Below are 26904 nucleotides of genomic sequence, written 5' to 3'. Positions count from 1 at the left end.
AGAAACAATCTTGCTTCTTAGAAATGAAAGGACGGTGGAAGTATTGTCATACGTAAAGAAAACGTGGGCTAATGGCGACATAGTAAGTGCTGATCAAGTTAACAAATGGGAAACTGGTCTTGCCAACTTAGATAGCAATATTCAAGCTATTTTGGGAACAAACAATAATCAGATTGTCACTACTTATGATGCAGATGGTCGCCTTACTAAAGTTGAGGAAACAGATGGAACTATTACATTGAGTTCATCAACTTTAGCTTATGATTCAAATGGTTCTCTTACAACAGTAACCGAATTAGTAAACGGGATCACTACCGTTTCAACATTCAATTATGAAAATGGCGTATTAACTTCTATTAGTCGCGCTACTAGCTAAAAAAGGAGGTTTTAACTATGGGTGGTTTTACAGCAAGTTATATCACAAATGACAAATTAAACGTTCAGTTAAGCGAAAGTAATATTCAACAACCTATGGAAGTACAAGGTGTCTTATCAATTCAAGACAAAAGGCTAACAGCTTATAGTGTTAGTGCTGGTGCATCAGTTAACATCACTGCTAGTGCTGTTCAAATGGAAGGCTTCACACAGGCTTCATTGGTTGTAACTACAGGTACTTCACATAACTTTGATTTGAAATTATTGGCTTCACCAGATGGAGTAGCAGTTATTGATAATGCTATTGCACAAGCTACACCTACTGGAGCAGGTACAAATAAATATATTTTACCTATCAAAAGCCCAACTGATTATTTAGTAATTCAAATCACGAACAATGATGCTTCTGCACGTACTTACGATGTTTGGGTAAGACGTACTAACTAAAGGAGGAACTAGAGAATGAAGTTAATTGAGGCTCTACCAAAAAATGAGCAAAACCGAATTATCTTTGATCCAGCGGCTGAAATGAACGGAACGTACTATCCTGGCTCAGTCGGGGTTGCTTGGTTCGAAAATGTATTCCCGCAATTTGCAGATGCTGAACTTCCTTTGGCAGAAGCTTTATATGAAGATATGAAAGAGATTGATAAATTTTGGTTTATCAATACAGTTAATTGGAGAAAAAATAGTGTGTTTGAAGTAGAGGGAATTACTCAAGATGAAGTAATCCCTGAAGAAGAATTAGTTCTTAATCCTCCTGTAGAGGAAACTCCACAAGAACAAACTCCAGAAGAAGTAGTCCCACAAGAACAAACTCCGCAAGAGGAAATTCCACAAGGAGAGGTGTAATTTCACCTCTTCTTTTTTTATATGAAAGGAGGTTAAAAGATGACTATACCTTATAAATCAGCTAAGAAATTTCCTAAAACAAACTTAGTTAAGCCGTTTGATCAGTGGTTAAAAACAGATCCGAATGCAATTATTAATGGACCTCATGAAGTAACTCTTAATCCTGCTGCTAACTACAACGGGTTCAGGGATAATAGTTTTCAGATAAGGCCCGGTGGTACTTATACTTTCAGTGTAGATGAAATTACAACTGGTGCTGTTATTTTTATTGCAACTGTAGAAAGTGGAACTACAAAATATACAACACTCGCTGATACAAGAAAGTCAGCTACATTTACACTATCACCAACTGTTACTAGTATGTGGATGGAAACCCATGCACAAACAAGTAGAGGTGTATTTACAATCAAAAATCCGATGCTGATTGAAGGGAATGCAAAAGTACCTTTTGAACCTTATCAGGAAATTAATAAATCGGCAAATAAAGTATCTGTATCTAAAAATTTAATTCCAAACTTTAACGATCCGCGATGGTTTCAAGACGATACTGCTCCTGGAGGGACAATGGAGGTTGACCAAAACAATCCTCATAAAATGAAGATTGTGCTAACTGCTTCAGCACAATCTAGAATCATTCATATCCCTGTGCAGAACGGAAAAGCTTATACATTCTCATTTGCAAATATAGTAGGGCTTTATCGGTTATACAAAGGAAGAGTATTGCATCACGATTTACTAGCTACATTAGTTCAGGATGCATCACCTGTTAAATTTTCTTTTGTGGTGGATTCAAGTTATGGAGGGTATGTCACGTTACGCCTAACAAACGGAAGTGCAGGAACATATACGTTTGAAAACCTACAACTTGAAGAAGGTTATGCCAATACTTCGTTTAATCCTTATGAAGAGGTTCTTAAAAAATCTTCTGGTGAATTTTTCAATGGAATAAATGACTGTATCGTGGTAACTGATAAACCAACTATTACTACTCAAGTGATTATTGAAGCTGAAATTAAATTATATTCATATCCAAAAGATTATCGATTTGCTATTGCTAGTAATCGTAACGGATCTTTGGGGTGGAGTTTCACAGTCGGCGGAACACAAGATGGAGCTAATGGCTGTCTAGGTTTTTATGAAGGTGGGGGCGCTAATTCATACAGTAATGTTAAATTAGAACTAAACAAATTTTATAAAGTTAAAGTAATAGCTAATGGAACAGATATACAGTTTTTCGTCAATGATGTTAAGACTGGTTACACTTATGGGGCGCCTAACTTAAGTTGGACAACTACTAGTAATCCTCTTTATATTGGGCGTTCAGGTCATACCACTGGATACTGGTTTAATGGTGAGATTCGTAATTTAAAGATGTATAATAGTATCTCTTCAGACGAGCCTGTTCTTGCCTATAACTGGGCTGGTAAGAAAAGTCCTAGTTCACCCATTCAGAAAGCTCCTTATCGTAACTTACCATTTAGGTTTCAGCGTGAAAGCGTAGAAATGTTTGATGGTGTTCAATACGGTTTGAATAATCCACGTATCAAAGGTAATGGAATTTTGATTGAAGAAGGTACAATTAATCTATATACAGGTGATTCTGTTATTGGCACGAATTTTTCTTATATAAATCAAGATGGTTGGAAAAAGGTTACAAACGTTGCAGCAGGAGTTGGAGCTACCGCTTCTATGGGTTTGCGTAATCGAGTTGATTTATCAAAGATAACAAACGGTCAAACCTATAGTTGTAGTGCAACGGTGTACAATCCCCACGATTATGCGGTTGATGTTCTTCAAGATTGGTGTGATGTAGGACAATCAAATTTATATACAACAACAATTCAGCCTAAAGAAACGAAAATGATTTCTGTAACAGCTTCGAGAAGTGCCTATGATGCTACATATCGTTTTTATGATATTGCGCCACAAGGTAATGGAAACACGATTTGGATAAAAGAAATTCAAGTTGAAAATAAGTCGTATCCAACTTCTTATACTAGTGCTGAACGTAAAGCGGACACTGGTGTTAGTAAAATATTAGGAGTCATTGATAATGTTGAAGGTACAATAGAATTCACCTATATTCCTTCTGCTAATCAGGCAGCACTAAAAGGAAATGGAAGAACGTATTTTAGTGTGGGGCAAGGTCAGAATTTCCGTGTTTGGAACTGGGGGAATGGAGATACTCATGTTGTTAACTTTGACATGACTTCTGCTACAGGGACAAGACAGTACTTTGACTATATACCTAGCACAGATTTTCTTAAAAAGGATGTTCCAGTAACATTTAAAATCACTTGGGATTCTGCATGGATAAATCTATTTGTAAACGGTGAGAAGGTAATTTATAAGAACATTTCTAGCGGCGGAGGCTACAACTCGGTAGTAACTACACAACCTCTGTATATTGGAACAAACAATACAGAAGTTCTTCCGATGCCTGGGATTTACAAAGACATAACCATTACAGACAGAAACAAAAAAGTTATATTTCAACTTTAACGCTATGGCTGACGCTGTAGCGTTTTTCTTATTTTTTTGTTTACACTGCAAAGAGTTAAAGGTTAGGTTTTTAACAGAAATCAGTTAAAAGGTGGTGCGACAATGTTTACGCAACCAGGAATAGTGAAGAGGCATGACACTTTAGCGGGAGCAATCCTTTTTGAAAGTGGTGGATATGCCTCTATTTCAGAAGAGCAATATAAAGATAGTAGAGTTACATTTTCATTTCCTGCTCCTGCTGAAAAAATAGCATTAATTCCGAAATACTTAAGTGATGAAAATTTCTTATTTATTTCATTAGATAAAGAAAAGGCATTGCATATTGGCGGTATCGTTAAAGGTGCTGAAAAAGTATATGGGGAAGTACCTGTAGCTAATTTAATAGCTGAGACGAATAACCTTGTTGCTTACTCAAATGGAACTCAATTTGTTGTATCTCTAAACAATACTGTTGTTTTTAAATTCGAATCGGCCTTATTCGTTAAAGGCGAAGTTCGTATCTATGGTGAGACTGGAGAAGCTTTTTACTCATGTGAGATTGAAGAACCTCAGTCTATTGGATGGACAACAAATAGTTCAGCAACAGGTGTCGAATTTAAGGTTGTTAGCATAGAGGATAAAAACTTTATGAAGCTTAAGGGATTAACAGACCAAAAAGCTGAAATTTATCAAGCGATGAGTTTAACCCCTAATACGTACACACTTTCATTTTCAAGCGAAGGTGTTGGCCGCTGTTACGTAAAGAGTTCAACAGGAACAATCATTAGTGATTACGCAATTGATAACCAAGAAGTAACGAGATCTAGTGTAAGTTTTCAAGTGACTGCAACTGGTCAAGTCACATTATATTTTGAAACGGATCAAGAATTAATCATTGGTGAAGTTCAAATTGAAGACCATGTGAATGAAACGGGTTATATTCCTAATACAAGTACGACTGCAACAGCACTTCGAGAAAACTCTCAATTAAGTTATCCGATTAAGGATACGTTCCCTAACCAAGCAGGTAGCCTATACGTAAAGGTAACAGCTCCTGAAGGATTTGAAGAGTCTGCTATGGCAACAAATAAACAAATGATTGTTAGAACAGATAACGGATCACTGCGTATTGATTATAAAAATAGTATGTTGCTTTTCTTTATAGGGGCTCAACAGCTTTCTATTCCCGTTAGTTTGTCCGAAGTAGGCACAGCAGAAGTGTTAATTGGTTGGAATGAAGTAGAGATGGAGCTAACTGTTAATGGTGAAACAGTTTCTCGTGGAGATGCTCCGCTTCTAACTGAAAAGGTGACTAGCTTAATTTTTGCAGAAGAAGGTTCGATTAAGGACCCAATCATTCTAGAAGAATGGGCGTTGTTCACTAATAAGTTAGAACCAGATGCAAATATTCAAGCACAATTACCACAAGCAATCATGCAGTCTTTATTCGATGGAGGAATTAGCGGCCAAAATGTAACATGGTCTGAAATTCCTGTAGCTCCATTTGATCACTCTCCGATTCTTGTTCAGAAAGAGGACGGTGATACTCTTCAAAAAGTTTCTTTCTTCGATTACGAAACAGGTCAATACCAAACATGGAATCAAGAACCTTTTGTATATGATGGTAGAAGTGACTTTGTTGAAGTAGCATACAACAACCTTAATGAACAGTTTAGAGACATTGCTATTCGTACAGAAGATGGAGAGAAGATTGGTGAACCTTATCGAATTGAAGGTAAGAGATTTTATTTCTCTCTTTACTCAAGCTTAAAACCAACGCTAAAAAATAAAACCTTATATGCGACATATCAAGTGAATGATACCTATACCATTGATTACAACATAAAAGCGGTTGATGGGTACCGTATTAATTTCGCAAAGCATGACGGTGGGAAAAGAATTGTATATCAAGAAGGAAATCGTTACGGTGAGTCACAGAAACTTGCCACAATGATTGATATGAATCCAATCCAAAACCAAAATCATGAAGGCTTCTTGTATGTTACAAACACTGTAAATAAGACAGATAGTTTCCGCATAACTGTTACTCCGGATCGACTCCATGCAGATGGCGCTAGTTACTCTACGCTAATCATTGAACCTCTCGATTATCAAGGGAATTTCTTATCCCACTCTAATTTAGAAATAACTGCTGATAAAGGTTTTATAGCACGACACATTTCTAAAGATGCTGTTGAAGCACAAAAACGTTCAGGACAGTATTTATATCAATACTATGCCCCTTATATTCAAGCAAAAAGGGATGGGGAAATTATTGAGGATTACATTTGGATTACGGATAAAGATAATCAAATTGGTATCTGCTATAAGATTCTATTGCGTCCAGTGATGCAGCCAAACAATCTCCAAATTAAGACGGCAGAGAAAAACATCTTAACAGCTAAAACAACAATTATTAATTATCTCCTTATGTATGAAGGGATAGAGAAATATGAGGATGAAACGTTATTCTCTATCTTAGACCTTAACCAAGATGGTCGAATTACAATGGATGAAATATTAGTCCTGGAAACAAATCAGAAAGACCAGGATCTAACTGTTATTTTAAATCAGTTAAGAGAATGGGAGGATACGCAAAATGGAACTACAACCGCATAAAGACCTCGTTCGTGATGGTCTGAGAAATCGCGGTTACGCTATTCGTATTGGACAAAAGGTTCCTACAAATAGTGCTAACCTTGCATACGTACAATCAAAACCTGTATCACCAGAGGAGAACATCTTGTTAGAAGATGTTTCTTCTCAAATAAAAGAAAACGGCCTATCTAGTTTCATTGAAAAGGATTATATGGTTTACCCTAACCAAGACTTCTTATTAGAAACTGAAGATGGACAAATCACCTTTCCAACAGATGCAGTTAGTATTACTGATGAATTTACTTTACGTAAAAACCGCCAAGATACACCACAACCAGTGTTTTATAAGATGGAATTACGAGGCCGCTTCGATGCTCGTTCCGCTCAAGTTCTTCCTTACTTAGGTGGATATTCAACAGATTCAATACAAGATGCTGTAGCCTTTGAAGATATTGTAATCAACAGAAGAAACGAATTGCTTTATGTGGGTAACAGTATTCGAATTGAAGCGAATGGTGGACCGCTTACTAGTGATAATGTGTATAAGATTCAATTAGTCCGTGAAGACAACTTTATTTATCGAATCATTGTTTTTACAAATTTCCGTAGTGAGGAAGATGTAACATACAAAGTTATTTATCCAAACTATAGAACTGATACTAAGCAGTCGGAACTAAAAGAAGAAGTGCTAAACGCTTATCCTTTTTTTGAACAAGTAACGAAAGATGAGTTTGAAGACATCACACTTGATATGGCAAGTAATCCAGACAACTATAAGCATTTAAAAGTTTATACAATTGAGGAAAAAGGAAATGATTTTTCTTTTTATGCTACATCTGATGTGATGATTGCAAACTATCAAACACGTACACCACAATTGTTCAAACACCGTGTAGAGGCGAAGTTAAAAACAAAATTGAGTGAAACAAACCCCGGAAAAATAAATGTCGGATTTTATTTTATTCAAGAAGCGGTTGGGGTAGAAAACCTTACTTCTGTCGGCAAAGCGATTAATGAAAGTTCTTTACTACCTAGCTATATTGAACTTATCAATCCGCATCCTCCTGAACTAGATCTTCTAAAACGTGATATCCGCTACTGGTCAGTTGATTTAGAAATGCCAGAACATCACTTTGAAGACTATGATTTGTTAGTGATTACTGGTTATGGAAAAGTAGATTTATCCATGTACAAAGATAAATTTGAGCACTACTTACAAAATGGTGGAACTATATGGGTAGATAATGCTGGTAGTCAAACGAAGGTATTGGACTTTAAGACAGCTAAAGGAAATTCATTTATTGCAGATATCAGCTTTTCAACAAGCAGTAATGAGTTTGGTATTAAAAAAGTAAATGAAAATACTCCTTACACAAGTCGTTTATTCCCTCTAACCGATATGGCAGCACTAGGGTACTCAAATGTATCTCCAGTTATCCTATTCGGACAAGATGAAGAAAGCTCACAATGGGAAGAAATTATTACTCACTTAAATGGTGGACCATCTGTTATTCGAAAATCATTCTTTGAAAAAGGAACAGTTATTTTCTCCAATAGCGGTATCTTACGTGGCTTCTATCACAACCAAAGAGAAAATGTGAACTTTGTTTTAAACACAATCATGTACCATGCAGAAGAACAATGGATGTTTTCTCCGTGGCGAAATGACTTTGTTTACCATCGTGACAACTTGTTTGCACAGGAATACAAAGTGAATAACACTGATATTTACATCAATGATAGAAATGACTACAACCCAAATCAAATTGTAGCTAAGAAAATCCTTTCTCCAAGCGTTAAAGACTATGTGAAGGTGTATTGCAAACCTTGGTTTTATAATGCTACTGGTACTTATAATCATGCTATTAACGGAGACAAAGAAATTGCAGTAAACAATAGCGGATTTGAAAGCGGAAATGTAGATGCACAAGGGCAGCCGGTCACTTCATGGACTGCTAGTGCTGTTAATGCTATTCCTTCATGGAATACAAAAAAGCTAGCCGGACAAACGGTAACATTTACTCATGATTCTGCATCAAGTATGTTTGGTGTTCGACAAATCTCTATTAACTCTACAGATGGAACAGTAGGCGCACATGCTTTTTGGGAAAGTGAAGATATCTATTTAGCTATCGATGATTACAAAGTAACAGCATGGGCTAGTGTGGATCAGGTAAGGGGTATTACAACAGATGGTGCTAAAATCGGTATCTATGATTTAGATGGAAAACAAATTGCTTCTTCCCTTGCTATTACAGGTAAGAAAGATGTAGTGAAGCTCGAAGCAACTTTCCATATTGATAAACCTCAAAACGTTGAGATCCGCTTAGGATTTGTAGATGGAAATGGCTTCGGTAAAATTAGTTTCGACAATCTTACTTTAGATACAGTCGGGGCGGTTAGGGGAGTTCCTCAAAATGAGGGTGAAAAATCCCTTTACGTTTTTAGTACAAAACCAAATGCTACAACTATCGACATTGAAGCAGAAGGCTTTGAGAATGCTAATATCACAAGAGCAACACCAGAGATTCCTTTCACATATACTATTGTTCCGTTTATCTACGAATGGGTTTCGTTCGGCATAGATACAACTACAGGTTCAGAATATGGACGATATGAACGTATGTATGGAGCACCTGTTGCGTATGAGGGCAGCATTCGAAAATCAGATGGTTTAGTGAATCTAGGATACTTACACACTTTACTACCACCAACTCCAGGTGGTAAGGAATGGTACGATACAAACAATATTTATTACCTAATTGGTCTTGGTTCTGAAAACATTGCTGAAAACAATCTAGTAAATCTAAAACTATTTGATCGTAAAACAGGTAATGAGTGGTTCTACAGTGACCAACTAGTTATCGGCTATAAGGATATTTTCTGGGCGACAACTAAGCCAAGTTTTGTCCTACATGTAGAAACAGGTTTTGAAACCATTCGTGCTTCTAAGCGTAACTTTGGATTAAAACTGATTGATGACCGCCGTATGTACTCAGAGTTGCCACAAACAAAAGATGCAAAAGAAAACTGGTATCTACGTATCCACAATGGTCAATTTACGAAAGATGACCTTGGCTACCAAGAGTGGCAGCAATTATATGCAACGAACAATCAATCAACTATTAATCAATATAAAGAACGTGTAATGAGAAAAGAGAAGTATCAAATCAATGAGTATGAGTCTCAAATCTTTAATCCATCTATCGGTATTATGTCTGTAGAAAATGAAATGGAATACCTAACGCCTTCTACAGTTAAAGTTCCTCATAACAATCTTTATGTATTACAGGGTTCTGTAGATAAAGAGCAGCTAATTGCAGAAGGTTTTTCTGAATCAGATGGAACACTATTCCGAGCTGCACAAAAAGATTGGTTGCGAAATGAGAATGCTCACATTTATATCGATGCTAATAACAATGGAAATATTGTAGAGATATTTGAAGAATATCCTTTTGAAGTTGATTTTGAAGAAGGAACAGTTCTTTTCCCAGGTCAGAACGTAACTGGTAAGGTGTATGCGTCGTATGATTACTGCAATTTCCACTTATATAAACGAATTTATAAGAATTCAAAAGTAACGGACGATCTGTTTGAAAACAAAATGCATGACCCTGTTACGAAAGAAGTTGTTTTCTATGGTTCTAAAACAAACTGGCTTACACAACCTGTACCAGTTTTGAAAACAAGTAAGGGGAAAGCAACACCAGAAAATATCATTCCAGCGACGAATTACCGAATTGATTATGACAAAGGTAAGGTAATGTTTAGATATGAACCTACTAGTCCCGTTTATGCAGATTACGGATACTTCGAGAATCAAGAGTTATCTGTAAATGATTCCGATATTCAAAATGGAATCTTCTTATTAAACGAGAACGTAACGTTTAAAGATGATTTATATGCTCGATATTCTTATTATGAAGATTTCTATGAATACAAAGGATATTTTAATGAGCGGCTAAATACTTACTTCCATCTAGACCTCAATCCATCTGTTGGCCATTATTCAACATTACCAATGACTACTTATGTGAATGGAGAACAGAAAGTAGAGTATAAGAAGGTTCCTTCCGCTAAACTCCTCAACAAATTAATTCATATCTATATCGTTCCTGATTCTGAAATTGGAAATTCGATTCGACATTGCTTTAGCTCAGAAGAATGGCGCAATATCCAACAATCAAATCCAATGTACTTACTACTTGCTAAAGTTCAAGTTCGAGAACATACAAATGTGGATGAAGTAGTTGTTATGGATGCGCGTGTAAGAGGTGGAGGTATCTCTGAAAAGATATCTACTAAAACAATTGATAACCGTATTAAAGGAAAACAAAGATATTGGGATATTGGAAATTGGGATGGAAAAGCCTTTTATCGAAATGGTGTCTTAATTATCTCCTTACCAAAAACTATCTTAACTGAATATGGTGGTACATTATCAGAAGAATACATTCGTGAATCAATTGATAAACATGTAGCTTACGGTACGTATTACATCATTGAATGGGAGTAGGTGATATCCATGAATTATCCATTGGGAGCATTCCAGTACTTCGATCCTGAAACAAACAAAACTCATGTGCAATGGAGTTATGTTGATGATCCATCTCTTACTCATTTTGAAATAGAAGTCTATGATGAAAATCTACGTAAGTGGGTTAAAGCAGATGGTAGAAATGGAATCGTAGAAAAACAACCTAAAAGAGGAAGCAACTATTAAAAGGGCGGATTAATTCCGTCCTTTTTATTATGGCAAAGAAATCAGCAAGTGGTTATATATGATTCATATTAAAGTAAAGTAGGTGAGTATATGGAAAAGGAATTAGAATTTCCTTTGTCTTATTCCGCTTTTATACGTAAAAGAGATGCGGCCTATGATGGAGATCCTAATGGAGATTACGTCATGGCTGAAGATGTCAATGAATTGCAGGAAACCTTAGAACGGTTAGAGCAAGCGATTGGCATTCAAGAGTTAGAGAATAGTGTTTCTAACCTATTAAACGATAAAGCGAATAAACAAGCGGTTAGTGATTTTGGTAGCCCGCTTTTTATTAACTATAATGGCTCCTCAATCAATACGTATGATTCTATCGAAAAACGAATTAATGCTTTTAGTTACATTCCTCATGTTATGTTATCGAAAGAGGAATCATCTTCTTTTGATTTTCTTGTTCAAGAAGTAAGTAAAAGCGGTACACAGTTATATGGTATTGTAAATTGTACAGGAGCTTTAGCGAATTTTATTGAAGCCGATATCAATTGGTTTAAATCAAAAGGCTTTAATGGTGTTATCCTAACTAATTTTGGTTTTGAAAATGGATTAACAAGAAGTCTTCAAAACTCAATCCTCGAATTTATCCACTTAAATAACATGGTAGCCATCGTAACTGGTGACATTGAAACGATGTTATTTAACAAACCTCATGTAAATAATCCTCTCCAACAAGACCTTCAAGTCGCAAAAGGAGACATTTATTTAGCTCAAGATATTTTTGTTGTAAATGGTGTTAAGAATAATCCTGACCTTATTACAAGTAAAGTCCTTAATTTAAACAAAGCACAAAAAGAAAAAGGAATTAAAATATTTGTTGAGGATACAGCGGATATTAGCCCTGAAAATGGCGAATACTATTTGTATGGGAAACTACTGTCTACTCTCTATAATCTAGACGGTTATAGTCTTGCTCCTAAAAGTCGATACGCCTTGAACGAGAAGGTTGAGAGATACATTCATGGATTTGAACTAGGACAATGGCAAGTGGCAAATCCTATTTATGTAGAAGAGCCTGAGCGCATATCTCGTTCGTTCTCTAAAGGAGTCATAGTCTTTAATCGCGAGACAAATGAAGCCTTTATAGAAGGCGTAGGTCTCGCCCCGACGATTTATACGTGGCAAGACAAACAGATTCCCGGAGCTGCAGTTGATCTAGTAGATGCTGATTACAACGATGGTGTAGTGAATGCCATTGTGGGAGCCATTAATGAAAATAACAGTCTGATTCACTATTCGAAAATCGATGGCTTGAACGGAGATGGAAGCAGTCCTGACGTTATTAAAGAAATCGTAATTCGAGCAATCAATAGTTCTCCTGCAGCTCTAGCAAAAAATCCTCCTGATGGCTACGACAAAGTGGCCGGCAACAATTACCTTCATGGTGGCGTCATTGACTACCTCGATGCCAGTGCAATCAAATCCGGTACATTAAACATTGATCGCATTAAAGCGAACATTATTGAAGCAATTAATGCTTACATTGGAACTGCTAAAATAGATACAGCTTTTATTGGTGAATTATCAGCGGATCATATCGCTGCTAATGTAGTAGATGCAATCAATATCTATGCTTCAAATGCAAGCATTGAACGAGCAAAGATTGACCAAGCTGTTATCGGTGAATTATCTGCTAGTCACATTCAAGCTTCTGTTATCGAAGCAATTAACGCTTATGTCGGCAATGCTACAATTGATTCAGCGAAGATTGGTGTATTAGAAGCTGACAAAATTACTACAAATGTAATTAAAGCGATTAATGCCTACATTGGAGACGCAACAATTGATAATGCAAAAATTGGTGCATTAACTGCTAACCACATTAAAGGCATGGTAGTAGATGCAATCAACCTTTATGCTGGTTCAGCGAAAATTCAAGCCGCTCAAATCGGAGCGCTAGAAGCTGAAAATATCCAAGCTGGTTTAATTGAAGCATTCGAAGTGTCTGCAACAAAAGGTGAGTTTGATAGCTTACAAGCAGCGGTAATCGACGCTATTAATGCTAGTGTTGAGAATGCATTTATCTCTGGTGCCCTAATTGAGCATGGTTCTATCGGAACAGTTCAAGTAGCAGATGGTAGTATTACCGATGCAAAAATTGTTGAATTAACTGCAAATAAAATCGTAGCTGGAACAATTGATACTGGACAAGTAGATATTCAAGGTGAGAATGGTCATCTTCGAATTACCGGGAATAAGCTACAAGTTTTCGATGATCAAGCCACTCCTGTTGAGCGTGTATCGATTGGTGATGTAGATGGTGATGGCTCTCTTTATGGTCTTCGAGTACGTGGAGAAGATGGACAAACGGTTCTCTATGACGAGAAAGGGGTCTACTCAGAAGGTATCACCGACGGTGCAATTACGAATCCGAAAATTTCGAGCGGTGCTGTCGAAAATCGCCACATCACAGCGAATACAATTACCGGAGATCGCCTAGTAGTCGATGCGATAACCGCTAGAGAGATAGCTGCAAAGAGTATAACTGCAAATGAGATCATGGCGAATGCGATTACTGCAGGTAGCGGAGTCATTGCGAAAGGTGCAATTGGTGAAGCGGAAATTGCTGAAGCTAGTATCACTGATGCTCACATCAAGAAATTAAGTGCTGATAGTATTTCTGCCGGTTCTATTCAAATGACAAGTCGAAATCTTGTTGCGAATTCGTCATTTAAGAAAGGTCTTATTGATTGGACGACAGACTCTCGACTCAATATAGCAGAAGTTAGTCAAACAGTCCGATTAAACCAAACAAACAGTATTCACTTGTTTTCTACAGGTCAAACAACCTTATCCTACCTAAGTGCTTACTCGAAGTTTGTGCCAGCAAGCCCAGGTGAAAACTATGCTGCTTCTGTATATATTCTTTCCAAAAACCTTGCTTCTTATGATGGGGGTCAAGGGAAAGTGGAAATTGAATTTTATAATGACACAGCAAGACTCTCATGGAAAACTGCTGGAGTTACTTTAACAATAACAGATACATGGGTACGTACAACTGTAACTGCAACAGCTCCCGCAGGAACAACACAAGTACGTCTTCGTCTTTATCATCCTCAAAATGGAGATACATTCTTCTGTAGACCTATGCTTCAAAGAGGGAACATCGTAACGGAGTGGACTGGTGACGGTTCGTACATGACAGAAGATGGAGTTTACACAGGAGAGTTAACTGCTGATCAAATTACTGCTGGTAAGATCAAAGCAGAATTTATTCAAATAGGTGACGATACATCATTTGCTCCGGGATACAGCCCAAGTGAATTACGCTCTGAAATGGAAGATCGTATTCCTTATCGTGTTGAAGTAATCAGCACGAATGGAATTGTATTTAGACATGGAAACATTGCTACTACGTTAAAAGCGACTGTCTATAGAGGAGCCGATAATATTACAGATGAAATTGATGCGACTCGTTTTACTTGGAAACGAGTAGGGGCAGATGGTGCGGATGATCTTGTCTGGAATGATGCTCATAAAGGAATGAAGCAAGTAAATATCACCAAAGATGATGTCTATCAAAGAGCCACATTCTTGTGTGAGATTTCTGAAAGTTAAGTGTTGCAATCCTTCAAAGTAGTGCTTAGTTTCTCTTTATGCCACCAAAAAAATAAACAAACATAAAAAAAGGGGTGGAGTATAGATGAAAGTAGGAGACTTTCTCCCAAGCATACTTACTACAAATGGAGGTAACGACATGACAATTGCTACGGGCCAGATATCCATCGTTGACTTTAACGATGCGCCCTCGCTATCCGCATTTATTTCTACAACGTCACCAAAGACGCAAATTTATGATCCAGCTACAACTCAGTACACACCAAGCTGGACAACCTCATCACCTACTTTAGTACCTTCCTTATTCGTTTCAACTCAAGGAAATACAGATCAAATTGATGAAGCTACAGTAACATGGTATGATGCTACAGCGCCAGATACAGCACTTACTTCAACAGCGCCATATACAATTACGGGTAATACACTAAAAATCAGTTCTAATATTATGACTGGTTCTGTTTATTCGAAAACATATATTGCTGATATTGCATGGGTAGATCCTGCAACGGGTGCTACTTTACATGTAAAAACTGAATTCACATTTAACCGCGCGAACAACGGTGCTACTGGTGCTGCCGGTGCAAATGCAGTTACGGCTGTACTATCTAATGATACACATACAGTACCAACTGATAGTGCTGGTAATAATGGAAGTTTTGGTGGAGCCTCCACTACAATGTCAATTTTTATTGGCTCTACAGATGATAGTGCAAACTGGACTGTAACTGCTGCTGCAGGAACAGGCGTAACAGGAAGTTTATCGGGTAAAACTTACACGGTTACAGCTTTATCAACTGATAACGGTTATGTTGACCTAACTGCTGCTAAATCGGGTCAACCAAGTATTACAAAACGTTTTACAATTGTTAAAAATAAACAAGGGGTTATCGGGGTTAGTTCAACTTCTTACTGGTTAGTATCAAGTGCTCCAGCTCTTAGTAAAACTCTTGCAGGCGCTTATACTCCAGCAACCCTTACTTTTACAGGTAAATCACAAACTGGTTCAGGGACTCCTGCTGATTATGCAGGACGATTCATCATTGCGGAAACAACAGATGGGACAACATTTACTGACAAATATACGTCTAGTGCGAATGAAGCAACAAAAACGTATACTCCTTCTGCAGGTGTTAAAGCAGTACGAGCAAGATTATATCTAGCTGGTGGAACGACTACTCTAATCGATGAGCAAGCTATTTCAGTTGTTTCTGATGGACAAACAGGTGCATCTGCCGTAACAGCGGTCTTATCAAATGATGCTCATACAATTCCAACTGATAGTGCAGGTAATAATGGTATCTTTACTGGAGCTGTTTCTACAATGGCTGTCTATGTAGGTGCTACAGATGATAGTTCTAACTGGACAATTACAGCGGCTCCAGCAAGTGGCGTAACAGGTACATTATCAGGTAAAACATATACTGTTACAGCAATGACTGTAGATAATGGCTATGTTGATTTGACAGCTGCTAAATCTGGTTACACTTCGGTAACGAAACGATTTACATTATCTAAAAACAAACAAGGTCAATCTGCTACCGCTTACTGGTTAGTGAGTTCAACACCTGCATTAAGTAAAAATATTTCTGGTGTTTATACACCGGGAACAATTACCGTTACAGGTAAATCACAAGTAGGTCAAGGATCTGCCGCTGATTATGCAGGACGCTTCATTATTGCAGAGACAACCGACGGTACAACATTTACTGATAAATATACGTCTAGTGCGAACGAAGCTTCTAAAACTTATACTCCTACAGCAGGAATCAAAGCTGTCCGTACCCGCTTATATGCTGCAGGTGGAACAACTGCTTTATTAGATGAACAGCTAGTTACAGTTGTTTCAGATGGTGCGACAGGTGCAACCGGTGCTGATGCAGTACTTGTATCAACTTGGGCTCCTTCAGGTAACTTATTTAAAAATGATTTATCTACTTCATTAACTGCCCAAGCTGATGTTTATAAAGGCGCTAGTGTATTAACATCTGGTGTTACATTTGAATGGTATGTGCAAGATCCAGGAGCGGCAGATGGCGGCGGCGGTGCAGGTTGGACAAAAATCACAACAACAAACCAAGCTTCATTTGGTGTAACTGGTTCTGTAACTGCATCTACACTAACTGTTGCTTCATCAGGCGTAACGAACTTAGCTGCTTTTAAAGTAAAAGCAACTTACAGCTCTAAATCTTATTTCGATACGATTATATTCTATGACCAAACAGATCCAATCATGGTTGTGGTAGATAGTAGTAACGGTGTTATCTTCAAAAATGGAAACATTTCGTCTGAATTGGTATGCCGACTCTATCAAAATGGTTCAGAAATCGATCCGAAAAAAGCTCCGGAAGATGCAAGTGCATACAAGTACACGTACACTTGGACAAAATTCGGCTTAGATGGAAATCAAGATTTAACATTTGGCGGAGCTAATGGATTTAAAACAGGAAAATCTATTACCATCACAGATGCAGATATCTATCAAAAAGCTGTGTTCAAAGTAGAAATCTCATAATAATACTTGTAATTTCAAAATCAAATGGTTTCGATATATGCAAAGAATAACTCCACTAATTTTTTAGTGGAGTTTTGTTTACGATTAAAGAGGTGAAAAAGTAATGCCTTTAGGAAATGCACAAATAACGATTGTGGATTTAAACGATGCTATTCTTTCAGGAACAGCTCCCGAACATCCCGTTGTAGGCACACTATGGATAGATACTAGCATAGACCCTAACAAACTCTATAGCTGGAACGGATTTAACTGGATAGAACAAACACTTTCTATCGCGGCGTTAGACCCGGAGTTTGATCAAGCTGTACAAGACTTAAAAGACTTTGCTAAGAACGCTGTAGATGATGGGAAGTTGTCTGCAGGTGAGAAGCTAAACATTAAGTTGTTACTTGTTGAAATGACAGGAAGTACAATGTCAGGCTCAACTTTACCAACACTAACTGAAATAGATTCAACTATTAAAGGCGGTCAAGTCTATATGGCAAGAGCAGAAGCGTTAGCCTCTGGAATACCATCAGACGATTCGGATTTTACAAACTTTGAAACCGCTTATACAGACTTAAAAACATATTTAGAATCACTTTCCCCTAAACCTTGGGAAGGTGGAGATACAACAATCAACCCAGCTTCTTGGGCAAGTGCTTGGGATGAGTACTATGGAACACTTACAAAGCTTCAAGTTACGACTTCACAATATCTTGCTAATAGCGTGAAACCAGGTAAAGACTACAATGGTGTAAAGTTAAGCGAGGATAATGGTGTAGTTGTTACAAGAGGGGATAATCTTTTTAAAACTACTCTTAATGCAACACAAGGTTTAGCTATTGAAAAGAATAACTCTGGTACTTGGGCGAAAGTATTTTATACGAATACTGACGGAAAAATGTATGCTACTAGCTTAGTAATTGATTCAACATCAACACTTTCTGGTACCTCTGCAAGCGTAGTGGTAAGTAATGCAGCCGCTGGTAAAGCCGGTATTGATGATTTATCAAGCGACTTAAAAATTACTCCTTCGGAAAAGGTTGCATTAAGTCGTGAGTGGGAATCCATTAAAGCTGAATATACTCAATTATCTGCTCAAGCTACTTCATATGGTGTTTCTTCAACAACATATGTTACTGCCTATAATAACTTAGATGGTGTAACACCTAAGATTGCTTCTGAAATCTTAACGAGTATGGTTACTACGTACACGTATACTTCATCTACTACAAGAGACGCATTTAAAACAAAAACAAATACGTACTATGCAGAAGCTGAAAAGTTGCGAAAAGCCATTAGTGACAAAGTAAACAATAAGATTGACACCTTACAAGTCGGTGGGCGAAACCTACTAAAAAATACTGGGATGATAACTGATACTTCTGATTTCAATATGTATGCAGGCGTAACGCGTGATGATACATTTAAAAACAATGGTGTGAACACACAAAAGTATGTTATTACTGGTTTGACGGGTGATGGTTGGAGATCAGCGAATCCATCCACTGTTCCTGTTAATGGAGGAGATATTGTTTCAGCAAGTGCAGAGGTGTATATCCCAACAGGACATGGGATTGATGTAGGTAGACCCACTTTAGAAGTTCAATTCTTTGATGCTTCAGGAGCAAGGCTTGCTGCTTACTCTAACTCGGTAACAGGATATTCAGATTTAACCAAATTAGATGTATGGCAACGACTGTATCTTCAAGCCTACACTGCACCTGCTAATTCTGTGAAAATGAATGCGCGTGTATGGGTTCAACGAAACGGTTCATTATGGGCTTCAAAATTAAAGCTTGAAACCGGACGAGTTGTAACAGACTATACTCCAGCTCCCGAAGATATTGAAAATAGTGTAGCAAATGTCAAAATAAATATTGATGATATGCTCTCTGATATGAAGATTAGTATTCTTGAAAAGAATCAATTGAGTCGCGATTGGGAAGCGATTAAAGCTGAATATACTCAATTATCTGCTCAAGCTTCAGCATTATCAGTTACCTCTACAGATTATATAACCGCGTACAATAACCTCGATGGTGTAGCTCCTAAAATTCAAAATGAAATCTTGAATTCTATGTCTACGACATACGTTTTTTCTTCCACAACCAATCGTGATGCTTTCAAAACAAAGATTACAACCTATTACAATGAGGCTGAAAAGTTACGAAAAGCAATCTCAGATACAATTAACACTGTTGCTAGTGGAGCTAGTCAAACAGCTAACAACACTAAAACACAGTTGCAATCAGACTTAGGTGAAAACAAATGGTTATTTAAACGTTACAATATCACGACCTCAAATGGTACAAGCCCAACATATGATACAATCAGAAACTTAACTCCTTATGATCGTTACTTAATTAGTGATGCATCTACCCTTGTTAGTGGCCTTGGAGATAACTATGTTGGTCATCTTAAAACCGCTGTTTATGTGTCTTCTGCTAAAAATATAACATTTAACTTCTATCATGATGATGGTGCTAGAATTTATGTTAATGGGATTTCAGTTTATTCAGGAAGTAATTACACACAAAACGTATTAGCTACACTGTCATTAAAAGCAGGGTGGAATACAGTTGAATATCTATGGGCTGAACAATCTGGTGGAGACGGTATTTACAGTATTTCAGCACCTCTTAATACATTAGTAGAAAGAATGAGTGCAGCTTTATCAAGTGATGAAGGAAAGATTCTTAATACTGAAAGTTCAATCTCAGATATGATGTCAGATTTAAAGGTTACTCCTTTAGAAAAGAATCAATTGAGTCGTGATTGGGAAGCAATTAAAGCAGAATATGACCAGTTATCTACTCAGGCTACTGCACTAGGTATTTCCTCAACTGCTTATACAACTACATACAATAGTATGGATGCTGTGACACCGAAAATTGCTAGTGAAATTTTATTGAATATGACTACAACATATACGTTCTCTTCGACTACAACTCGTGATGCGTTTAAAACAAAGTTAACAACTTATTTTTCAGAAGCCGAAAAATTGCGTAAAGCAATTGCCGACAAGGTTAACGATACAGCATCAACTGCTTCTGATAAAATCAACAACCTTGAAATCGGTGGAACAAACTTACTTGATAACACAACATTCGTTAAAGGTTTAACGGGATGGAAAGCTTGGAACGATACATCAATCGGTACTTATTCAGTGATTGGTATAAGTAAACAGTTGGGAATTAGAGCATATAGTTCAGTGGGTACAACGGCGGCTATTGGTTTAGAAACACCAACGTTTGCAATTCAAGCTGATAAAATTTATACAGCTTCTTTCCTCATTCGAAGCGCTTTAAATTTCCCGACAGATCTTGATTATATTTATTTACGACAAGGCCAAACGACTACTATTAAGAAACTTGACAGCTTCGTTAAGAATAGCTTTCCAGTTTATGATTCATCAGATAATATCAGTCGGAGAGTTTACTTCCAATTTTCTCACACGGCAGATTTAGCGGATGCTAATCTTCTTATTGGTTTTATGGGAACGAACATAGCCGATCAAGGATTTGTATTACGAGAGGTTCAAGTAGAACTAGGTGGAAAGCCTACGTCTTGGTCACCATCTCCTTTAGAGGTTAGCGGTTATGTTAACGATACAGTTAACAATCTTCAAGTCGGTGGAACCAATATTTTAAAACAAACAGGTTATTACAACGGAACTTATAATGTAAGTGGAAATGTTGGAACAGGTGCTACAACAAGCGTAGCTCTAGTTGATGAAACTACTGCACCTACTGGTAAGGCTCTTACTATTACTCGTACTGACACAGTAACAAATAGTGGTGGACGATATTGGACAGTGGCTAGTACAGACGTAATTATTGGTAAGAAATATACTTGGTCTGTTTGGGCAAAAGGAAGCGGAACATGGAGTGTTGGACCAGAAAGAGGAGGTCAACAAAACCTCGTTCTTACCGATACTTGGACAAAGTATACGTACACTTTTACAGCCTCTACAAGTAACTACTATCAATTCACCTTCTATCGAATCACTGGTCAGACAGGCGGAAATATTACTTTCCACTCCCTTAAATTAGAGGAAGGGGATAAGGCTACTGGCTGGACGCCTAATCAATCAGATACAGATGGTCTTATCACAAATGCACAAACTGCCGCTAATAACGCACAATCTACTGCTAACCAAGCATCGTATCTAAATAATCCGATCAAAGTACGTTATATTCGTGATTGGTCAAATGGTTCAACAGCTAATACCAATAACCATTGGATAGAGATTCAAGCTGTGAGTGGAATAGTTAATCGCGCCTCTGGAAAAACACCAACGGTCATGGCAGGTGGAACCACTACAAATATCTCCCGCATTACAGATGGAAACCTTGACACAAATACCTATTATAGTGGAGTTGCGGGTAGAAATGAATATGTCCAGATCGATTTAGGTGCCGTTTATTCAGACATTGATTATCTTCAAATTTGGCATTATTACCAAGATGGAAGAACATATAACGGAACAAAAGTAGAAGTTTCAGAAGACGGAGCAACTTGGAAGACGTTATTTGATTCAGCAATTAGTGGGACATATCCAGAAACAGCTTCTGGACTAACTGTACTTGTTAACCAAGGTCGTGCTGTTTCAAACGCTCAAAGCACTGCAAACAATGCATTGGTTCAAGGGTCAGTCGTGAAAAATCCTACCTTCTCTGATTGGCAAGGTACTTTTCCGAACTACTTTGGTGCTTGGTCTAGTTCTACAGTAACAAAAGAAACCGTCACAACAAGAACTGGTTCTGCAATGCGATTTAGTGTTACCTCTGATACACAGCAGGTCGGTGCTCAAATCACTACAGGCTTCTTTATTCCAAACCTACCAAACAGTAAGTACTATGCGGTTGAACTAGATTTCATGCTTACGAGTGGTGCAATTACAGGAGCATCTGTCTTATTAGACTGGAATGGCATGAGTCCTTATAGAGCTAGCGTTGCTCTTTCAGATATCGTACCAAGTCCTGAATTGAATAAATGGTATACGATCCGTGCAGTTATGAAACGACCTACGGATACTTTAACTGGTTACACAGGAATGTCCGGTTATCTTCTTGCTAACTACAGCGGTTCAACGACAAATAAAATCAAAAACATTATCTTTGATCGACTAGTCTTCAGAGAGCCGACAGCTGAAGAAGTTGCAGCTTACGAAGTTACGCAAATCGTAAACGGTAGGGTTGAGGTAGATGGTGGAAGATTAACAGCAAACTCTGTTAAGGCTGAATCAATTGATGCAAGACGTTTAAGTGTGAAAGATACAAACGGAACACAAACGCTTTTAGTCGATGATAACGGTAAAGTAACAGTAAACGGTGTTGTTTATATCAATAGTAGCACGATGTTTGCAGAAGGATATAATCCATCTGATGTATCTGGTGGACGAAATCTTCTTTTAAACTCTAGATTTTCTACCGCTGATTACGCAAACTGGGCAAATTGGAACTCTCCTTCCGAAAGATTTGTAGAAGATATTACAGACTTGCCTGGTTTTGATAAAGCACTTAAGATAACAACAACATCAACTAACCAAGGTGTTACTCAAAACGTTAGCGTTATTCAAGGTAAGAAATACACAATCTCTACTTATGTAAAATCAGCGGGTGGACAAGCTGTTCTTCAAGTCTATGACGGTTCTGGTTATCCATCTGTTGTGATGTCGCCTACCGATGCTGGAACAAACAAATGGGTGAAATTATCTAAGGTGTTTACTGCAAATGCTGCAACCGTTAATGTTCAAATTGGACGAGGTGGCGGAGGTAGTAACGGAACTTACTGGTTTACGGGAGTTCAAATCGAGGAGGGTGAAAAAACGACTGGTTGGTCTGCCGCTCCCGAAGATGTTGACGGACTACTAAATGCGGTAGTTGCGCCTAATGGTCAAATCAAAGCAAGGGATATTGCTTCATCAATAGCTGTTACACCAGAAGCGATTAAATTCATTAGTGAAGAAATCGACTTAAAAGGTAAAGTAACATTCAGCGACTTTGCTGTTGATTGGGCATATGACGATACTGGTAATATGATCACCAACTTTGATCAGCCGGACTATGATCCTGCTAATCCGCTTTACATGGATACTAGCGGTTACTATAGAGCAATAGAAGAAGGAAACGACTTCATTGCAAATCTCTTTACAAGAGATGATGAAACAGGCAAAACCCTTATCAATGGTAACTATATTAAAACAGGAACAATCCAAGCGAAGAATGCAGACTTTATGGATGTAGAAGTATTCAATAGTGATGGTGAAGTATCTTTCTCCATTGACTCAAACGGCAATCTTTCTACAGTCGGTACTTCAAAATCAGCGGGCTATGAACCGGGTAAATACGGTTGGAAGATTGATGCTAACGGTTCTGCCGAGTTTAACTCTGCAACATTCCGTGGTGATATCGAGTTAGGTTATTACGATTCAACTTTAGATCAATTTGTTTCTACTGGTGGAGTTCAAAGTGGAACAAACGGTTTAGGAAGAGATATTCGTTTCTGGGCTGGTAGTAGTATGGAGGATGCGCCATTTAAAGTGTATTCAGATGGTAGTCTCTACGCTACTCAAGGTACTTTCACAGGTACCTTCTCAGGTGTTGTTCAAGTAGGAAACATTATTATTGAAGATAGTCCAGATGTAGTCGGTGATGCTTCTATTACGATTACAGATGATTCATTAATTGAAAAAGTTGTCCTATCAGAAAAACAAGTAATGATTGATACCATTACAACGTTCGGAAACTTCTTAACAGTTGATATCGATAATGAAAAACTTTCTTTTGGAGATTCTACTTTCCAAATTGACTATGCTAACAACCTCATTCAGATGAAAGACTATTCTATCCAAGGAAGCGAAAGCTTAGACTTCACTTCAACTACTTCATCTGGTAGCGATGACTTTGTATTCCAAAATACAAATGGTGATACAAGAGTGCATATTGAAGGAACAATGAGTGTTCGAGACGATATTGAAATTCCTGGTGTCTTAGTAATGAGAAAATCTACAGACAGCGGAAACAAAGGTATCGACTATGTATTCATTTAATAGATAGAGAGAGGAAGAAATTATGGCAACATTGTTTAGTAATTTGTCGTCGGGTTCAAGCCCGGCGATGCTTTATACTGTCACGGCTTCAGAAACAGCTCGTACAGCTACATCAGCAACCTTTAGTGTTACGGTCAAAGCGTCATTAAGTGACCAAACCTACAGTTATTACAATGGTCATGTTTACCCAAAAATAAAGATGGGAAGCGTGACAGTTTCATTTGATACTCTTGGTACATTCCCAAAAGGTGCTGGAACAAAATCAAGTACAAAATCAATCACTGTAACAGGATTATCATCATCTACAAGTTCTATATCTTATACATTCTCAGCAACCTCTGAACTAAGTGGTTCAACGGGGGATGTATCAGGTAAATCGGGAACAACTTCTGTATCTATTTATGCTACTGCTCCATCATTGAGCGGTAGTATAACAGTTAAAGATGGAAGTACCACACTTGGTTACACATACAGAGAAAACTTAGGAAGCAGTTCCCTTACTTTATCTTGGCCCAATGCAACTGGCTATAATGGAACACTTAACTATGAATTAGAGCGGTCAATAGAAGGTGGAGACTATATTGATATCAATAATTCATTAACAAGTTCAAGCACAACTCATGCTCCAGGTAGTGGAACGGATTCTATTCGTTATCGTGCGCGTGCTAAAAATACTGTTGGCTCTGACGTTATGTATTCAGATTGGATATACTCCAATGTTCTAAAGATAAATGTCTTATCATCTCCTAGTTTAACTTCGAGTGCGAGCGTTACGTATAATACACGTACATTTACACTGACTTTAGGAGGTTCTTCCGATAACCTCAACACAACGATTACTTACACATTAACACATAAAAGTGGGTCAAAAACTGTATTAGGAGGTTCAGGCGGGGCGGTTAGTCCAGGGAACATTACAGTTAATGCTAATAACGGTACATCAGGATTTAACTTATCTCTTGCACAGTTAAAAACCGCTGCTTTAGGCTCAACCACTCATTCAGATACAAACCCCTACAAAGGTGTATTAGAGTTTACAGTGACAGCTAGTAATGGATACAGCACAAAATCCTCAAATGTTTCTGTCTCAATTGATTTAGGTAAAGATGCTCCTGTTTCAACACAACCAAGTGTATCAATTGCTTCTAGTTCATATTACTCTATTAATTCAACTAATTATCTTTTCCCGGAATTTAAATCAGTTTCTTTAGCGATTGCATCTAATGTTCAAGATGCATTAGGTCGAAATTGTAGTTTCGATATTGTAATGAAACAAACAGGTTTAGATAGTAAAACAATTAAAAATACAGGCATTATTTCTTCGACTTCTGGCACAACCTCTACAGTTAATCATACAGAAGCAGGTTTATTGACTGCTAAAAAAAATGTCTCCTTTTATGTGAAGGCTAAAACTTACAACGGTGTAACTAGGTCTTCTGCTGACACTGCATCTGTCGATCTTCATTACTATAAGAAACCTAGTGTTACTTCTACTGGATTATCTCGTATATCAGGCTCAGCTTCTTTTACAACGAAAATCACAGCGAACACTTCTTTAAGTGGTTCAACTAATACAACAACTGTTCCAAGTGGATGGACAAAAGGTACTTCAACCATCTCCGGAACTACTGAAACATACACAGTTAGTGATGATGGTTTAGCAGATTCTTACACTGCAAAAATTACTCTTGTAATTCGTGATTCAATTGGTTTTATTTTAAAAGGGGATGGAACTAATGATGTTTCATTGTCAGTTACAATCCCGTCATTTAATCCAACATTCTCGGTGCGGGAAAAAGGTATTGGTATTAATGCCTTTGCTACCGATAATGAAAAATTGAATGTTGGTGGGAATGTTACTCTTTCAAATAACGGTACTTTAAAAACAAGGGGCATTTATGGAGCATATAATGATAACTCCATTTTGTGGGACCATCTTAATGGAAATGTAACGCTTAGCGCTGTTGGTAGCGATTTGTATCTAGGCTATACAAACACAACGAAAGTAAGACAGTACACCGGACTATGGGATCGAAATGCTACACAAGAAATCATATCAACTGCTGGAGACTTCCGTGCGAAAAACAAAGTTACCGCTAATAATTACTATTTAAAAGATGATGTAAACTCAGACAGACTATTTATATCTAACTACAAAAATGATGCTAATGGATATGGTTTATCAATAGGTGCTGGATGGGAAACAGTTATTGGCGGAGGAGAAGGAAACACCACCTACACGGCTAATGCTGCTAATCAGATGGAGCAAATTATTCTGGCATCAGATAACGGTATAAAAGCCTTAACAAATATACAAAATGGTTTCGCAAGTAGATATGAATGGATTTTTCAAGACGATGGTATTTTAAAATTCCCTCGTAACAAATTCACCACGGGCTATAATATGGCTTCTGTTCGTGATGGTTCAGGCGTTCATGAAGATACGATACTGATTCAAAACGTTGCAACTTCAGTGACAATGAGTGGCGGACAAGGTTATGTGGATGTTACATTTGGCGCCACGTTCTCAGCTGCTCCACTTTGGATTCTTGCGACACCAAAAGACAGTTTATCTCTTGATTACACTTCATCAGTTTACAACCCCACAACAACAGGATGTCGAATCTATATGAAACATATCACTAGTACAACTGCAACGAATACCATTAACGTACAAGTTGTAGCATGTGGAAAGAAAACTTAATGTAAGAGAGG

Annotated in this window: 11 protein-coding genes; all 11 read left to right on the top strand. The window is 37.6% G+C overall.

Annotated features, from left to right (window positions below; translation table 11 throughout):
* Window positions 1-43: 43 nt before the first annotated feature.
* Complete coding sequence (locus ACFX4N_RS23760; RefSeq protein WP_377262725.1) at window positions 44-376, top strand: RHS repeat domain-containing protein; 333 nt, start codon at window positions 44-46, stop codon at window positions 374-376.
* A 17-nt stretch (window positions 377-393) separates the two neighbouring features.
* The gene (locus ACFX4N_RS23755; protein WP_377262723.1) at window positions 394-822 is read left to right on the top strand and encodes a hypothetical protein; all 429 of its coding nucleotides are present in this window, start codon (window positions 394-396) and stop codon (window positions 820-822) included.
* 15 nt (window positions 823-837) lie between these two features.
* Window positions 838-1227 carry a hypothetical protein gene (locus ACFX4N_RS23750; protein WP_377262721.1) on the top strand — a complete coding sequence of 130 codons (390 nt, stop codon included), beginning with the start codon at window positions 838-840 and terminating at the stop codon, window positions 1225-1227.
* A gap of 39 nt (window positions 1228-1266) precedes the next feature.
* The gene (locus tag ACFX4N_RS23745) at window positions 1267-3729 is read left to right on the top strand and encodes a LamG-like jellyroll fold domain-containing protein (protein ID WP_377262718.1); all 2463 of its coding nucleotides are present in this window, start codon (window positions 1267-1269) and stop codon (window positions 3727-3729) included.
* A gap of 102 nt (window positions 3730-3831) precedes the next feature.
* Complete coding sequence (locus tag ACFX4N_RS23740) at window positions 3832-6327, top strand: hypothetical protein (RefSeq protein ID WP_377262715.1); 2496 nt, start codon at window positions 3832-3834, stop codon at window positions 6325-6327.
* Window positions 6308-10822: a hypothetical protein gene (locus ACFX4N_RS23735; protein WP_377262712.1), complete on the top strand. Its 4515-nt coding sequence runs from the start codon at window positions 6308-6310 to the stop codon at window positions 10820-10822. The genes ACFX4N_RS23740 and ACFX4N_RS23735 overlap by 20 nt, the downstream gene beginning before the upstream one ends.
* A gap of 9 nt (window positions 10823-10831) precedes the next feature.
* Entirely contained in the window at window positions 10832-11029 is a 198-nt protein-coding gene (locus ACFX4N_RS23730) for a hypothetical protein (RefSeq protein WP_377262709.1), read from the top strand.
* A 90-nt stretch (window positions 11030-11119) separates the two neighbouring features.
* A complete protein-coding gene (locus tag ACFX4N_RS23725) occupies window positions 11120-14638 on the top strand; it encodes a hypothetical protein (protein WP_377262706.1) in 3519 nt (1172 codons plus the stop codon).
* A gap of 85 nt (window positions 14639-14723) precedes the next feature.
* On the top strand, window positions 14724-17150 hold the full coding sequence (locus ACFX4N_RS23720; protein ID WP_377262703.1) for a hypothetical protein: 2427 nt from the start codon (window positions 14724-14726) through the stop codon (window positions 17148-17150).
* 103 nt (window positions 17151-17253) lie between these two features.
* Window positions 17254-24189 (top strand): galactose-binding domain-containing protein, encoded by a 6936-nt coding sequence (locus ACFX4N_RS23715; protein WP_377262701.1) that lies wholly within the window; start codon window positions 17254-17256, stop codon window positions 24187-24189.
* A gap of 67 nt (window positions 24190-24256) precedes the next feature.
* Window positions 24257-26893: a hypothetical protein gene (locus ACFX4N_RS23710; protein WP_377262698.1), complete on the top strand. Its 2637-nt coding sequence runs from the start codon at window positions 24257-24259 to the stop codon at window positions 26891-26893.
* Window positions 26894-26904: the final 11 nt, after the last annotated feature.

Origin of the sequence: Priestia sp. YIM B13551 (genome assembly GCF_042787905.1) — a bacterium.
In the GTDB taxonomy this organism is placed as follows: domain Bacteria; phylum Bacillota; class Bacilli; order Bacillales; family Bacillaceae_H; genus Priestia.
Note: the sequence above shows the minus strand (reverse complement) of the source record. Positions and strands in the feature narration are given on the sequence as shown.